Genomic DNA, 14,048 nt, shown 5'->3' with positions numbered 1-14,048 from the left:
GGCACGCTTGTCTTCGCGCAGAGACTAACCGACCCATCGCGCCGGTGCGCGCTTTGTGAGTGAACCCAAACACCCGATACCCCAAGCAAACTCGCAGCTTACGAGTGCCCGACGCCCGCGGTGACCCGGCTCTCCGCGGCTCGGCGGCACGCGCGATCCGAGCATCAGTTACACCCGAATCAGTCGGCCGCGCGCACCCGATGCCGCGACAGGTGACTCAGCACGGCCTGATTCGCCTCCCAGCCGTCGGGGAACTTCACCGGCACCCCGAGGTGCACCGGCTCGGCCGACGGGTGGGCGTCGAGCAGTTCGGGGATACCGGCCCGGCCGACGAGGATGCACGCGTGCCGATGCCGCGAGGCCAGCACGCACAACCGGCCGGCCTCGAGGTGGAAGGCGCTGGCGTCGCGGCGGCCCGACAGCGGGTGCAGCACCAGGGTGACGTCGTATTCGCGGCCCTGCAGCCGGTTGGCGGTGTCGACGGTGACCGGCTCGGCCGCGGTTCCGCGCAGCGCGGTGCGGACGGCGTCGGCCTGGTCGCGGTGCGCGGTGCCGATCGCGACGCGGTCCGTGGTGACCGCACGACTACCCGACTCGGAGTGCGCGGTGGCGCCGCGCTCGATCAGCCGGGCGGCGATCGCGGCGATCGCGTGCACCGCCTCACGATCGGTGCGCAGGGTATGCCGGGCAGGCAGTTCGTACCAGCCCCACCCCGATCCGGCCGCCTCCTCGAGCACCGCGTCGATCGGGCCGCCGAGGCCACGGGTGGTGAAATCCATTCGGCGGTCACCGAATCCGGTGCCGGACTCGAAACCGGTGAAGGGGTAGAAGGCCTGCGAGACGACCGGGGCGGCGGTCGCGGGCAGCCGCCAGGACACCGGGAGGCGGTGGATGGGGATGTTGTCGTTGTTGGCCAGCATCACGGTGACCGCACTCATCGTCGGATCCCAGGTGAGGCCCGCCCAGCGCGCGGTCTCGACCGTGGCGAACGGGTCGAGCTGTCCGGGATCGCCGACGAACAGGCCGCGGTCGAAGCGGTTCGCGATGCGCAGCAACATGTCCGAGCGCATCTGGTAGGCCTCGTCGATGATCGCGTGCGACCAGCTGCCGTCGGTGATGGTGGCCCACTTGGCGGCCGTTCCGATGACGATCGTCGCGTCGGCGAGGTCACCGGGTTTCGTGGCGACGCGGACGTTCTCGTGCTGATCGACGCGATCGCTGGTCACATACGCGGTGCTGGAGAGCCTGCCGATGCGCAGCGCGGGGTCGGCGCCGGCCAGGCGGTCGATGAGGTCGTCGACCTGCTCGTTGGTCTGGGCGACGATCATCCGCTGGTCGTCGTCCTCGGCGAGCTGGCGGGCCGCGCGCACCACGAGGGTGGATTTGCCCGCGCCGGGCGGTGAGTCGACGACGATCGCGCGATGGCTGTCGTCGCGCAGATCGGTGAGGATGCCCGCGACGGCCTCGTCCGGCGTGGTCACTGGAGGTCCTCCCCGTCGTCGTCGGTGTGCGGTGTCCATTCCGGCGGCGGACCGCCGTGGGTCCACGGAGTGTCTTCGCGGGCGGGCAGATTCAGCTGGCCGTTGAACGGTGACGGCTTGAACCGGGCGAAGCCGAGGTTCTCGCCGTCCTCGGGCACGCTCCCCGGTTCGGCGACGAGCTTGCGGCCCATGCCGCCCGAGAGTTCGAGAACGATGCTGTCGCCGTCGATCTCGACCACCACCCCGCTCTGTTTCGGCCGCTCGACGCAGGTCAGTTCCTCGCCGATGACCGCGGTGAACGGGTCGGTGGTGCGAATGTGGATGTGCGGGCGCAGTTTCGGGCGCGCACCCGATCGGTCGACGCGGTCCGGTTCGCTGTGCACGACCGTTCCGCGGAAGGCCGCTCCGGTGACCCGGTGCTCGAGCATGAGCAGCGGATCGTCGAACGCGCACTGCGCCTGCAACGCTTCCAGCGCCCGCTCGCGCTCCAGCAGCCTGCGCACCGCGCGCACCGCGGGATCGCGCCGGGCCTGTGGCGTTCCCTCCGCCACCTCGGCCGCGAAATAGGAGAACGCGCCGCGATCGTCGGTCCACCGGTTCTCGACGCTGGCGCCCGCCGGCACGGCGCGCAGCAGCTCGATCGCCCGCCACATCAGCTGCCAGGTGGGTTCGAGCTGGCCTCGGAGGGATCGCTCGAGTCGTTCGGCGGCAACCGATCTCGCGGTGTCGTCGGCGGCGGCGTTGTAGGCGGCGATCAGCGGGGCGAGCTCTTCGTTGTCGAAGCCGGGGTCGGTGGCCGGGCCCGCCGGTGGTGACTGCAACGGATCTTCGGCGATGGCGGCGGCTTCGGCGCCGGTGAGCCCGCGTGGCGGGTCGATCCAGCCGAGCAGGGCGGCGAGATTGCCGTCCTCCAGCGCGGATTGGCCCGAGGCCCAGTGCATCGACAGCACCGAGGTCATCGCGGGCAGGACCGCGGAACCGGGATGCTCGGCGCGATCGCCGAACCAGGTCAGCCAGCGGCCGAGCAGCGGAATCGATTCCGGCACCGGGTTGTCGCCGTCGGTGCGGTGGAAACGCACCGAGCGGCCCAGCAGTTTCAGGAAGTTCACCCCGCCCTGGTTCGGCGTCCACAGCTGGGGTGCGTCCAGGCAGCGGGTGTAGGTCTCGCCCGCCTTGCTGGTGAGTTCTTCGGCGCCGGCCTGGAACGACGAAAGATAGGGCAGCACGACATCGGCCAGCTGCTCGATGAATCGCAACCGCAGCACCCGGTCGCGCGGCTGCGGCACGATCAGCACATTCTGGTCGCCGGGCGAGGCACCGATCATGATCGCCAGCGGAGCCGCCGCCTCACCGGCCAGCCGCAACGGCACCGCGACCAGCGGCCGATCGGCGAGATGCAGATGCCGCACCGCCGCGGTGGGCTGCGCGCGCCCCGCCCGGACGGCCTCGGCCTTGGCGAGGGCCGACAGCACACTCATCCCGCGATCTCCAGCCGCAACCGGTGCGCGGTGCGCAGCATGGCGGTGATGTCGGCGTGCTCGGGCCCCGGTTCCAGGGTCCCGTCGGCCAGGCCGAGGACCGTGTGGATGTTGTCGATGCCGCCGACCTCGTCGCACACGCCGCGGCCGAGCGCGTCCACCGAACCGCAGGTCCTGGCCTCGTCGCGGCAGGCGAAGGCGAGCTCGCAGCTCGACATGCACTCCGGCGCGTACCGGGACGGGATGGCGGCGATCGTCTTCTCCAGATCCTCGCCCGGCGCGAAGGTGGCCTCGGGCGGGAGCTGCTCGAGCAACTCGGGGATGGCGGTGAGCCTGGCCAGCTGCCGGGAGACGACGGCGAGCTGTTTGCGCAGGTCGACCAGCGTGGCGGTGGGCCGGTTGGTGAAATCCTTCGCGCACACCAGGATCGTGTTGTGCGACACCAGCTCCGGTGCCTCCCCGATCTCGGTCATCAACTCGCGCAAGGCGATCACATACACCGCGGACTGGCGCGCGGCGGCCGCGACCTGCGCCGGATCGGCCTGCCCGTCGATCACCGGGAACGCCTTGATCTCGACGACATGGAACTTGCCGTCGAGCTGCACGGCGACCACGTCCGGTTCCAGATAGGCGGTGGCGCCCGCGATGTCGAGCCGCAGCATCGGGTGGTCGAACAGGGTGCCGTCGCCCGCGGCGATCGCCGACTTCAGCAGCTGCCTGGTGCGCTGGTAGCGCACCGCGTTGCCGGTGTTCTCGCCGACCGAGTTCAGGTCGTGATAGGCGACTTCGGGGATCGTGAGGCCGAGGGTGTCGCGCAGCAGGGCCAGCAGTTCGGCGCAGCCGTTGGCCTTCACCATCGATTCGAAGGCGTTGCCGCGGGTGATGGCGAACTGGGACTGACCGAACTGCGGTGGGAAACCGAGCGATTGGGCGATCACGGTCTTGTCCACCGCGGCCGCGTCGAGCAGGGCGCGCCGGGCGCATCCGGGATTGGCCGTCAGCGCGGCGATGGTGCGGGCATTGTGCCTGGTCGCGGGCGCTGCGCCGCGCAACTGGTCCAACTGTGCTGCGAGAGTGCTCATTTCACCTCGATTCGTCGCCGATCGGCCACCCCGAGCCGAACACCGAATAGTTGTGCGGCCGGATCGGCCAGCTGCTCCCCCGCCCGACGCGCGGCCGCTTTCCGCTGCCGCGCGTCCTCGTCTTCGTGGACCGCCAGTTCCCGCCGGGCGGCCTCGATCACCCGCGCCGGGTCGAGTGCGTCCGGCGCGCCCGCGACGCCCGGAATCGACACGGCGAGCCGCCACAGTACGCGCAGTCCCGCCTGCGCGACGGCAGGCTGCGCCGAAAGATGTTCGGCCAGGCGGATCGCCGAGGTCAGCAGGTCGACACGCGGACTCAGCGGACCGACCATCCGGCGCTCCAGCGGCCACGAACTCACGGCCATCACCCCGCGCGCCGGGGACAGCAGGTCCGTGGTGAGCGCCGCGCAGATGTAGTACGGGCGCGCGTACGGGGCCGAGCGGAACGAGCGCTCCTCGTCGCGGCGCAGGCTGGTCAGCCGGGCGGGCAGGAGTTCGCCGGAGAAGCAGGCATCATGCACGGCCAGCACGAGTTTGGGTGCGGACGGCACCGACAGCAGCGTCAGCGCGCGATGCACGTGCTCGCGCACCGGCACGGCGGGCGCGTCGGTGCGATCCGGCACGGCGGGGGCCTCCGGGATCGATCCGAGGACGACCGCGTCCCAGGCGGATTCGGTCTTGCGCAGTTGCGCGCGCAACTGCCGGGCGGTGGCCCGGTCACCGGACGCGGCGGCACGGCGCACCTCGGCCCTGAGGTCGGCGATGCGCACCTCCAGCTCCTCGGCCGAGTCCGTCACGAGCGTGAGCGTATTCAGCTGTTCCAGTGTTGTCCAGTGTTTGCCAGTATTGTCCACGAGATTGCCACGCGCCGAACACCATCGAATCAGGGCCTGTGGTGCGCGATCCCTTGGATTTGCCGACGACCAGGCCTGCCACCGCGGGCCGACCGCGCACCATGCGGGCATGCTGTCGGCGCGCCGTCACAGCTAGCGCGGCTCGGGATCCGCGGTCGCGCGGCGCGTCGATCACCTTCCACGCTGCGCGGGTCAGCCGCGAAACCACATGGGCAGCAGGGTCGGCCCGCCGTCCGGTAGCTCGATCGGTTCGCCCTCGTGCGCGAAACCGTTGCGGGCGTATAGCCGCGACGACCGTCGCGTACTGGCCTCCAGGAACGCCGTCTCCCCCGCGTCGGCGAACGCCGCGAGCCGGTCGGCGAGGATGGCACCGCCCGCGCCTTTGCCCCGATGCTCGGGCACCGTGACGACGACGTGCAGGTAGCGGTGCGGGAATTCGCGCGGATGCGCGGCGGCGACCAGGCTCGACACCGCCGCCATCCGCTGGAACGTCACCACCTCAGGTGCCGCCGCGAGCAACTCCGCCGCCTCGGCGACCTCGGCGGCGAGGCGGTCGGCGGAGGTGACCGTCTGCCACAGCGACACCGCCCAGATGTCGTCGCCGTCGCCCGCCACCCAGACCTCGTCCGCGGCCATGGCCTTGGCGACGAACTGCGGGCCGAAGGTGGTGCGGTAGGCCTCGTCGATGACCGGGTCGCCTGCCCGGATCCAGGCCGAGACGACCTCGTCCATGCTCGCGGCGACGAAGGCGTCGGCGACCGCCGCGAGCTCGTCGGGTCCGGCCTGTCTGACGTGCGGATTCATCGGTCTCTCCTCCTACGTGAACAGCGTTCGTAGCCGCCAATCTAGGAGTGGGACAGCACGACGGCGAGGATTTCGTCACACTGGTTGGTGTGCGGAAATCGACGCTGTGCGTGCACTGTGGACGCGAGGTGGAACAGGCCGAACGTGGACGCGCGCGCCGCTATTGCTCGCGGTCGTGCCAGGGACGGGCCTATCGGGCGCGCCGGGATCGCCGCCCACCGGTACGCCGCGCGCGACCCACCCGGCTGGCCCCGGTGCACATCGCCGCCACCGCGATCGAGGTCGCCGACCGGGACGGGCTCGACGGCCTCACCATGCGCCGCCTTGCCCGCGAGCTCGGCGTCGCCACCGCCGCGCTGTACCGGCACTTCCCCGACCGCGAGGCACTGCTGGCGGCGATGACGGAACTGGCACTGGACGAGACACCCACACCGCCACCGGCCCCGCACTGGCGAGCGACCCTCGCGGCCGAGGCCGAGGAGGAATGGCGGCTCTACCGACGGCACCCCTGGATGCTCACCGTGCTCGCCCGCACCCGGCCGCCACTGGGCCCTGCCCTGCTCGACTCGCTGGAACGCGCCTTCGCCGCGCTCGACGAACTGGACCTGACCAGCGCCGAGATATTCACGAGCTACCTCGCCTACTCCGGCATGGTCCAGGGACTGGCGCTGATGTGGAGCACCGATCGCGGCGAGCGCATCGGCGCCGGGGCGATCGCGAGCACCGACCCGGTGCGCGCCGAACTCGCCGAACTCCTCGACCCGCGCGCCCGCCCGGTCCTGCACCGGATGTTCGCCGCCGAGCCGCACGGACCCGACCTCTCCTTCGACGAACTGCTCGCCGCCGGTGTCGGGCTGCTGCTCGACGGCGTCGCGATGCGGCAGCGGAGGGCGACCGAATAATCTGGGGCGATGACCGCTGTTGCAGATCGTTCACTCGGACCGGAATTGGCACGCATCGAAACCATCAGCCCGGACACCGATGTGCTGGTGATCGGATTGACGTCCTCGGAGAACGGGCCGGCCATCGTCCCCGCCGACCTGTTCGGCGACGTGCTCACCGCCGAGGTTCGGGCCGAGCTGCTGGATGCCCTCGGCGCGGTCGGCGCCAAGGGCAAGCCCGAGGAACTGACCAGGGTGCCCGCACCGGCGGCGCTGGCCGACGTGACCAGCGTGCTCGCGGTCGGCCTCGGCGCGGCCGAGAAGATCGATGCCGAGCAGGTGCGCCGCAGCGCCGGGGTGGCCGGGCGCGCGCTCAGCGGCACCGAACTGGTGGCGACCACGCTGTCCGGCGTCGACCTGGCCGCCGCGGCCGAGGGCTTCTACCTCGGCGCCTACACCTTCACCACCTTCAAATCCGCCAAGAGCGCGCCGAAGCCGGACGAGCAGCCGGTGCTGCGCGTCGAGTTGCTGGTGCCAGCGCCGGAATTCGGCGTGCTGGAACTGCTGCGGGCGCAGCTGGTCGCCGAGGCCGTCGCCACCGCACGCGATTTCGTCAACACCCCGCCGAGCGCGCTGTACCCGGCCGAATTCGCCGAGCGGGCCCGCGTGCTCGCCGAGGCCGCGGGCCTCGAGGTCGAGGTCCTCGACGAAGACGCCCTCGCCGCAGGCGGTTACGGCGGCATCGTCGGTGTCGGCCAGGGATCCTCGCGCCCGCCGCGGCTGGTGCGCATCACCTACTCGGGCGGCCCGAAGAAGATCGCGCTCGTCGGCAAGGGCATCACCTTCGACACCGGCGGCATCTCGATCAAGCCCGCGGCCAACATGGAGAACATGACCTCCGACATGGCGGGCGCGGCGGCGGTGATCGCGACCACCCTGCTGGCCGCCCGCCTCGGCCTGCCGGTCACCGTCACCGCGACCGTCCCGATGGCCGAGAACATGCCATCGGCAACCGCGCAGCGTCCCGGCGACGTGCTCACCCAGTACGGCGGCACCACCGTCGAGGTGCTCAACACCGATGCCGAGGGTCGTCTCATCCTGGCCGACGCGATCGTGCGCGCCGCCGAGGACGAGCCCGACTACCTGATCGACGTCGCCACCCTCACCGGCGCGCAGATGGTCGCGCTCGGCACCCGCACGCCCGGCGTGATGGGCACCGACGAATTCCGCGATCGCGTCGCGGCGGTCTCGCGTACGGTCGGCGAGAACGGCTGGGCGATGCCGCTGCCCGCCGAGCTGCGCACCGACCTCAACTCCAAGGTCGCCGACCTGGCCAACGTCGCGGCGCACCGGTGGGGCGGAATGCTCTCGGCCGCACTGTTCCTCAAGGAGTTCGTGCCCGAGGGCGTGCAGTGGGCGCACCTCGACGTCGCGGGTCCGGCCTACAACACCGGCGGACCGTTCGGCTACATCGGCAAGGGCGGCACCGGCGTTCCGGTGCGCACCCTGATCACGGTGATCGAGGAGATCGGGGCGGAGTAGTCACTGCTCCTGCTCACGGGCCCGCCGCTGCTCGATGCGGCGGCGGGCGTCGTAGTCGCGCATGCGCTGTGGATAGCCGGTGCGGTTGACGTCGTAGACCGGGATCTTCAGCGCACCGGCCAGTCGTCGCGCGCCGCGTTCACCGACGATGCGCCGGGTCCATTCGCCGTCGGCGGCCACCAAAACCGCTGTGACATCGGTCACAGTGGTTTTCGGTTCGACGAAGGCTTCGACGCCACGCCGCGCCCGCGCCCACTCGCCGAGCGCGGCGATCTCCGACGCGCTGTCACGGGCGACTGTCCTGCTCCTGCCGCGCGCACTGCGGAAACGATCCAGCAAACCCACCGGTAACAACCTCCTGCGCTCCGACGGAAATCTGCTCACCGCCGTACATTCCATGGTGCCAGCTCTGCCCGGATTGCCGCCCTGCGCTACGTCGGCGGCGAGCGGGTGCAAGGATGGTTGCCGGAACAAGAAACCGACGATTCCCGGACGCCTCGCTCGTTGCGGCGGGGTGGACGTACGCCGCGACCCGCGACGCGTGTCTGCCGGGGTCGAAGCACTGTTGTATTACCCGTCTAACAGTCAGAGGAGACAGAGGACATGGCCTTCTCCGTCCAGATGCCGGCTCTTGGTGAGAGCGTCACCGAGGGAACGGTGACCAGGTGGCTGAAGCAGGAAGGAGACACGGTCGAGGTCGACGAACCGCTGCTCGAAGTCTCCACCGACAAAGTCGACACCGAGATCCCGTCGCCCACTGCCGGTGTGCTGTCGAAGATCGTCGCTCAGGAAGACGACATCGTCGAGGTCGGCGGTGAGCTCGGCGTGATCAGCGAAGCGGGCGAAGCCCCCGCCGCCGCTCCCGCGCCTGCTGCCGCACCTGCCGAACCCGCGCCCGCTCCGGCTCCCGAGCCCGCCCCCGCGGCGCAGGCTCCGGCCGCCGCCCCCGAGTCCGCTCCGGCCGCCGCGTCCGCCGCTGCGTCCGGCACGTCCGTCAAGATGCCCGAGCTGGGCGAGTCGGTGACCGAAGGCACGGTGACCCGGTGGCTGAAGGCCGTGGGTGACACCGTCGCGGTCGACGAGCCGCTGCTCGAGGTGTCCACCGACAAGGTCGACACCGAGATCCCCTCGCCCGTCGCCGGCACGCTGCTCGAGATCTCCGCGCAGGAAGACGACGTCATCGCCGTCGGTGGCCAGCTGGGTGTGATCGGCAGCGGTGCGCCCGCGGCCGCTCCGGCGCCCGCGCCTGCCCCGGCTCCCGCGCCTGCCCCGGCTCCCGCGCCTGCCCCGGCTCCGGCGCCCGCCGCCGCTGCTCCGGCACCCGCTCCGGCACCGGCCCCCGCGCCTGCTCCGGCGAAGGCCCCCGCTCCGGCGTCCTCCGCCAACGGCAGCTCCCCGTATGTGACCCCGCTGGTCCGCAAGCTGGCCGACGAGAACAACGTCGACCTGGCGACCCTCACCGGTTCCGGTGTGGGCGGGCGCATCCGCAAGCAGGACGTACTCGCCGCCGCCGAGGCCAAGAAGGCGCCCGCTCCGGCTCCGGCTCCGGCCGCTGCCGCGCCCGCCGCTCCGGTCAAGCAGACCGCAGCGCCGAAGCTGGCCGGTCTGGTCGGCACCACGCAGAAGGCCAACCGGATCCGGCAGATCACCGCGACCAAGACGCGCGAATCGCTGCAGACCACCGCGCAGCTGACCCAGGTCCACGAGGCCGACGTCACCAAGATCGCGCATCTGCGTCAGCTCGCGAAGGCCTCGTTCAAGAACCGCGAGGGCGTCAACCTGACGTACCTGCCGTTCTTCGCGAAGGCCGTCGTCGAGGCACTCGGTGTGCATCCGAACGTGAACGCCTCCTACAACGAGGACGCCAAGGAGATCACCTACCACGCGTCGGTGCACCTCGGTATCGCGGTCGACACCGAGCAGGGTCTGCTCTCGCCGGTCATCCACAACGCCAGCGACCTGTCGCTGGCCGGGCTGGCCCGCGCGATCGCCGACATCGCCAACCGCGCCCGCACCGGTGGCCTGAAGCCGGACGAGCTGTCCGGTGGCACCTTCACCATCACCAACATCGGCAGCGAGGGCGCGCTGTTCGACACCCCGATCCTGGTTCCGCCGCAGGCGGCCATGCTCGGCACCGGCGCGATCGTCAAGCGCCCGGTGGTGGTGACCGACGAGGCCGGTGGCGAATCCATCGGTGTCCGCTCGATGGTGTACCTGCCGCTGACCTACGATCACCGTCTCATCGACGGCGCCGACGCCGGTCGCTTCCTCACCACCATCAAGCATCGGCTGGAAGAAGCGGCGTTCGAGGCCGATCTCGGTCTGTAGCCGAGGAATTCGACCGTTATGAAGGTGGTGATCGCCGGTTCGTCCGGGCTGATCGGGACAGCGCTCGTCGCGGCATTGCGCCGCGACGGGCACGAGGTGTCGCGATTGGTGCGCCGCGCCCCCGGCGGGCCGGACGAATTCGCGTGGGATCCCGCGCGCGCCCGGCTCGACGAGCGGGCGTTGCGCGGGGCCGACGCGGTGGTCAATCTGTGCGGCGCGAGCATCGGCGCGCGTCGCTGGAACGGCGGCTACAAGCAGGAGCTGCGCGACAGCCGCATCACCCCCACCGACGTACTGGCCACCGCGGTCGCCGCCGCGGGAGTGCCGACGCTGGTCAACGCCAGCGGCGTGCACTACTACGGCGGCGACACCGGTGACACGGTCGTCGACGAGACATCGCCCGCCGGAACCGGTTTCCTCGCGACCCTGTGCCGCGACTGGGAAGCCGCCACGGAACCGGCCGCTTCCGCCGGGGTGCGCACCGTCCTGGTGCGCAGCGCGGTGGTGCTGGCTCGCAACGGCGGCATGCTGAGCATGCTGCACCCGCTGTACTGGCTCGGCCTGGGCGGACGCCTCGGCAGCGGCCGCCAGTACACGCCGTGGATCTCCCTCGACGACGAGGTCGGCGCCGTCATCTTCGCGCTCACCCATCCCGAGATCTCCGGCCCGATCAACTCCGCGGGCCCTGCCCCGGTCACCAACGCGGAATTCACCAGGGCCATGAGCCGCGCCGTGCACCGCCCCGCCCCGTTCATGGTCCCCGGTTTCGCCCTGCGCGCCCTGGTCGGCGAGCTCGCCGACGAGGCGATCCTGCGCGGCCCGCGCGCCATCCCGGCCGCGCTGGAACAGGCCGGTTACACCTTCCAGCACCCGACGATCGGCGCCGCCCTGGCCGCCACCGTCGGCAGCCCCGGAGCCCGCTGATGTTCATTCGCGACGCCGACAAGGCCGACCTCCCCGCCGTTCTCGCGATCCACAACACCAATATCGCCGAGTCGACCGCGATCTGGGACACCGACGAGGTTGACCTCGACGACCGCATCATCTGGTTCGCCGACCGCACCGCCGCCGGCATGCCGATCCTGATCGCCGAGATCGACGGCGAGGTCGCCGGTTACGCCTCCTACGGCCAGTGGCGGCCCAAATCCGGCTACCGCTTCACCGTCGAGAACTCCGTCTACGTCGACCACCGCTTCCAGCGCCGCGGCGTTGCCACCGCCCTGCTCACCGAGTTGATCGCCCGCGCCACCGATTCCGGCCGCGTGCACGCCATGATCGCCGCCATCGAATCCGGCAACGCCGCGTCGATCACCCTGCACGAACGCTTCGGCTTCCGCACCGTCGGCGAACTCCCGGAAGTCGGCCGCAAATTCGACCGCTGGATGGACCTGACCCTCATGCAGCGAAACTTCCCGGTCGAGCCGTGACCGGCGGCGACGACCGGTCTGCGCCGCCGTCGGCCCCGGGGCGTAACGTCAGGATCGTGAACGACACGCGCCCCACCGCGTCCGCTCGATTCGATTCGGCCCCGATCGTGGTCGAGGATCTCGGACTCATCGAATACAACGCCGCCTGGGAGCTGCAACGGCAGATCGCCGACGAGCGCGCCGCAGGCGAAGGCGCCGACCGGCTGCTCCTGCTCGAGCACCCGTCGGTCTACACCGCGGGCCGCCGCACCGAGGCCGAGGACCTGCCGATCGACGGCAGTCCGGTGGTGCAGGTCGACCGTGGCGGCAAGATCACCTGGCACGGTCCGGGTCAGCTGGTCGGGTATCCGATCATCCGCCTGGCCGAGCCGGTCGATGTCGTGCAGTACGTCCGGCGCCTGGAGGAGGCGCTGATCCAGGTCGTGTCCGGCCTCGGGATCGAGTGCGGCCGGATCGAGGGCCGCTCGGGCGTGTGGCTGCCCGCCACCGAATGGTTCGCCGAGCGCAAGATCGCCGCGATCGGTGTGCGCGTGCAGCGCGGCGTCGCCCTGCACGGCATCTCGCTGAACTGCAATTCCGCGCTCGACGGCTTCCAGGCGATCGTGCCGTGCGGCATCAAGGACGCCGGCGTCACCACCTTGACCCGCGAGCTCGGCCGCGAGGTCACCGTCGCCGAGATCAAGCCCCTCGTCGCGGAGGCCATTGTTGCCGCTCTCGACGGCGAAATTCCCGTTCGGCCGCATGACATTGATCGCACCACCATCGCCGCGGACGCCGTGGCCCCGAGCGTAGAGTCGGTTCAGTGACCTCCGTAGACGCCTCTGCCCCCGCCGGACGCAAGCTGCTGCGCATCGAAGCGCGCAACGCGGAGACCCCGATCGAGCGCAAACCCAAGTGGATTCGCACCCGCGCCACCATGGGCCCGGAATACACCGAGCTCAAGGGCCTGGTGAAACGCGAAGGCCTGCACACCGTCTGCGAGGAAGCCGGCTGCCCCAACATCTTCGAATGCTGGGAGGACCGCGAGGCCACCTTCCTCATCGGCGGTGAACAGTGCACCCGCCGCTGCGACTTCTGCCAGATCGACACCGGCAAGCCCGCCGCCCTCGACCGCGACGAGCCCCGCCGCGTCGCCGAGAGCGTCCAGGCCATGGGCCTGCGCTACTCCACCATCACCGGCGTCGCCCGCGACGACCTCGACGACGGCGGCGCCTGGCTCTACGCCGAAACCGTGCGCGCCATCAAGGCACTCAACCCCGGCACCGGCGTCGAGCTGCTCATCCCCGACTTCAACGCCGACCCCGACCAGCTCGCCGAGGTCTTCTCGACCCGCCCCGAGGTCCTGGCGCACAACCTGGAGACGGTGCCGCGCATCTTCAAGCGCATCCGCCCCGCCTTCCGCTACGAGCGCTCCCTGGCCGTGATCACCGCCGCCCGCGAAGCAGGCCTGGTCACCAAGTCCAACCTCATCCTCGGCATGGGCGAAACCCCCGAGGAGGTCACCGAAGCGATGCGTGACCTGCACGAAGCGGGCTGCGACATCCTGACCATCACCCAGTACCTGCGCCCGTCCCCGCGCCACCACCCGGTCGACCGCTGGGTGAAGCCGGAGGAGTTCGTCGAGCACTCCAAGGTCGCCGAGGAACTCGGCTTCGCGGGCGTGATGGCGGGCCCGCTGGTCCGTTCCTCCTACCGCGCGGGCCGCCTCTACGCCCAGGCCATGGCCCACCACGGCCGCGAGATCCCCGAGGCGATGGCCCACCTGGCCCAGGAAGGCACCGCCTCCCAGGAAGCCAGCTCGGTCCTGGCCCGTTACGGCAGCTGAAAGCGCTGGTGTGCCCCGCTAAGCTGGGGTCACCAGCCTCACCAGGCGTCCCGAGGAGACGACATGGCGATCGATTTCGACGCGCTGATGCCGCAACTACGCGCGCTGTGCGAGAAGTACGACGTTGTCGAACTGTCGGTCTTCGGGTCTGTGGCCCGTGGATCGGATGGGCCGGACAGCGATGTCGACCTGCTCTACCTGTTGAAGCCGGATACCCAAATCGGGCTGGAGTTCTTCGGGTTCCAGGAAGAGCTGGAGGAACTCCTCGGCCGAAGAGTTGATGTCGTGCCGAAGAAGTACCTTCAATTTTTAATCCTCGATGCTGTACTGGAGTATGAGTATGATC

14 protein-coding genes are annotated in these 14,048 nt (G+C 70.5%); 8 read left to right on the top strand and 6 right to left on the bottom strand.

Annotated features, from left to right (window positions below; genetic code table 11):
- Window positions 1–179: 179 nt before the first annotated feature.
- From ACFWF2_RS23550 to ACFWF2_RS23530, 5 genes are all read right to left on the bottom strand, one after another.
- Window positions 180–1,481, bottom strand: coding sequence for an AAA domain-containing protein (locus ACFWF2_RS23550; protein ID WP_379309605.1), 1,302 nt, complete (start codon window positions 1,479–1,481; stop codon window positions 180–182).
- On the bottom strand, window positions 1,478–2,959 hold the full coding sequence (locus ACFWF2_RS23545; RefSeq protein ID WP_379309604.1) for a hypothetical protein: 1,482 nt from the start codon (window positions 2,957–2,959) through the stop codon (window positions 1,478–1,480). The genes ACFWF2_RS23550 and ACFWF2_RS23545 overlap by 4 nt, the downstream gene beginning before the upstream one ends.
- Complete coding sequence (locus tag ACFWF2_RS23540; protein WP_379309603.1) at window positions 2,956–4,041, bottom strand: hypothetical protein; 1,086 nt, start codon at window positions 4,039–4,041, stop codon at window positions 2,956–2,958. Before ACFWF2_RS23540 ends, ACFWF2_RS23545 begins: the two co-directional genes overlap by 4 nt.
- A complete protein-coding gene (locus ACFWF2_RS23535; protein WP_379309602.1) occupies window positions 4,038–4,838 on the bottom strand; it encodes a hypothetical protein in 801 nt (266 codons plus the stop codon). The genes ACFWF2_RS23540 and ACFWF2_RS23535 overlap by 4 nt, the downstream gene beginning before the upstream one ends.
- A 249-nt stretch (window positions 4,839–5,087) precedes the next feature.
- Window positions 5,088–5,699 (bottom strand): GNAT family N-acetyltransferase, encoded by a 612-nt coding sequence (locus tag ACFWF2_RS23530; protein ID WP_379309601.1) that lies wholly within the window; start codon window positions 5,697–5,699, stop codon window positions 5,088–5,090.
- Window positions 5,700–5,788: 89 nt separating this feature from the next.
- Here ACFWF2_RS23530 and ACFWF2_RS23525 point away from each other — a divergent pair, with 89 nt between their 5' ends.
- Together ACFWF2_RS23525 and ACFWF2_RS23520 are read left to right on the top strand one after the other, a co-directional pair.
- On the top strand, window positions 5,789–6,601 hold the full coding sequence (locus tag ACFWF2_RS23525) for a TetR family transcriptional regulator (protein ID WP_379309600.1): 813 nt from the start codon (window positions 5,789–5,791) through the stop codon (window positions 6,599–6,601).
- Window positions 6,602–6,610: 9 nt separating this feature from the next.
- Window positions 6,611–8,122 (top strand): leucyl aminopeptidase, encoded by a 1,512-nt coding sequence (locus ACFWF2_RS23520; RefSeq protein WP_379309599.1) that lies wholly within the window; start codon window positions 6,611–6,613, stop codon window positions 8,120–8,122.
- Here ACFWF2_RS23520 and ACFWF2_RS23515 read toward each other — a convergent pair whose 3' ends face one another.
- A complete protein-coding gene (locus ACFWF2_RS23515; RefSeq protein ID WP_379309598.1) occupies window positions 8,123–8,467 on the bottom strand; it encodes an oxidoreductase in 345 nt (114 codons plus the stop codon).
- A gap of 258 nt (window positions 8,468–8,725) precedes the next feature.
- On the opposite strand from ACFWF2_RS23515, the gene sucB reads away from it, so the two are divergent.
- The 6 genes from sucB to ACFWF2_RS23485 all read left to right on the top strand — a co-directional run.
- Window positions 8,726–10,450 carry a 2-oxoglutarate dehydrogenase, E2 component, dihydrolipoamide succinyltransferase gene (sucB, locus tag ACFWF2_RS23510; RefSeq protein ID WP_379309597.1) on the top strand — a complete coding sequence of 575 codons (1,725 nt, stop codon included), beginning with the start codon at window positions 8,726–8,728 and terminating at the stop codon, window positions 10,448–10,450.
- An 18-nt stretch (window positions 10,451–10,468) separates the two neighbouring features.
- Window positions 10,469–11,374 carry a TIGR01777 family oxidoreductase gene (locus ACFWF2_RS23505; RefSeq protein WP_379309596.1) on the top strand — a complete coding sequence of 302 codons (906 nt, stop codon included), beginning with the start codon at window positions 10,469–10,471 and terminating at the stop codon, window positions 11,372–11,374.
- On the top strand, window positions 11,374–11,877 hold the full coding sequence (locus ACFWF2_RS23500) for a GNAT family N-acetyltransferase (RefSeq protein WP_379309595.1): 504 nt from the start codon (window positions 11,374–11,376) through the stop codon (window positions 11,875–11,877). The genes ACFWF2_RS23505 and ACFWF2_RS23500 overlap by 1 nt, the downstream gene beginning before the upstream one ends.
- A gap of 56 nt (window positions 11,878–11,933) precedes the next feature.
- Window positions 11,934–12,683, top strand: a complete 750-nt coding sequence (gene lipB / locus ACFWF2_RS23495; protein ID WP_379309593.1) for a lipoyl(octanoyl) transferase LipB — start codon at window positions 11,934–11,936, stop codon at window positions 12,681–12,683.
- Window positions 12,680–13,702, top strand: coding sequence for a lipoyl synthase (lipA, locus tag ACFWF2_RS23490; protein WP_189033609.1), 1,023 nt, complete (start codon window positions 12,680–12,682; stop codon window positions 13,700–13,702). The genes lipB and lipA overlap by 4 nt, the downstream gene beginning before the upstream one ends.
- 63 nt (window positions 13,703–13,765) lie before the next feature.
- Window positions 13,766–14,048 (top strand): nucleotidyltransferase family protein (locus ACFWF2_RS23485; RefSeq protein ID WP_379309591.1); only part of this gene is annotated, 283 nt, incomplete at its 3' end.

The organism is Nocardia sp. NPDC060259 (assembly GCF_042728775.1).
Classification (GTDB): Bacteria; Actinomycetota; Actinomycetes; order Mycobacteriales; family Mycobacteriaceae; genus Nocardia.
The sequence above is the reverse complement of the archived record's forward strand: the minus strand, read 5'-3'. Positions and strand labels throughout refer to the sequence as shown.

Coding starts and splice junctions, on each gene's coding strand:
- ACFWF2_RS23545 (WP_379309604.1), bottom strand. CDS start 2,959: ATGAGTGTGCTGTCGGCCCTCGCCAAGGCCGAGGCCGTCCGGGCGGGG.
- ACFWF2_RS23540 (WP_379309603.1), bottom strand. CDS start 4,041: ATGAGCACTCTCGCAGCACAGTTGGACCAGTTGCGCGGCGCAGCGCCC.
- ACFWF2_RS23530 (WP_379309601.1), bottom strand. CDS start 5,699: ATGAATCCGCACGTCAGACAGGCCGGACCCGACGAGCTCGCGGCGGTC.
- ACFWF2_RS23520 (WP_379309599.1), top strand. CDS start 6,611: ATGACCGCTGTTGCAGATCGTTCACTCGGACCGGAATTGGCACGCATC.
- sucB (WP_379309597.1), top strand. CDS start 8,726: ATGGCCTTCTCCGTCCAGATGCCGGCTCTTGGTGAGAGCGTCACCGAG.
- ACFWF2_RS23505 (WP_379309596.1), top strand. CDS start 10,469: ATGAAGGTGGTGATCGCCGGTTCGTCCGGGCTGATCGGGACAGCGCTC.
- ACFWF2_RS23500 (WP_379309595.1), top strand. CDS start 11,374: ATGTTCATTCGCGACGCCGACAAGGCCGACCTCCCCGCCGTTCTCGCG.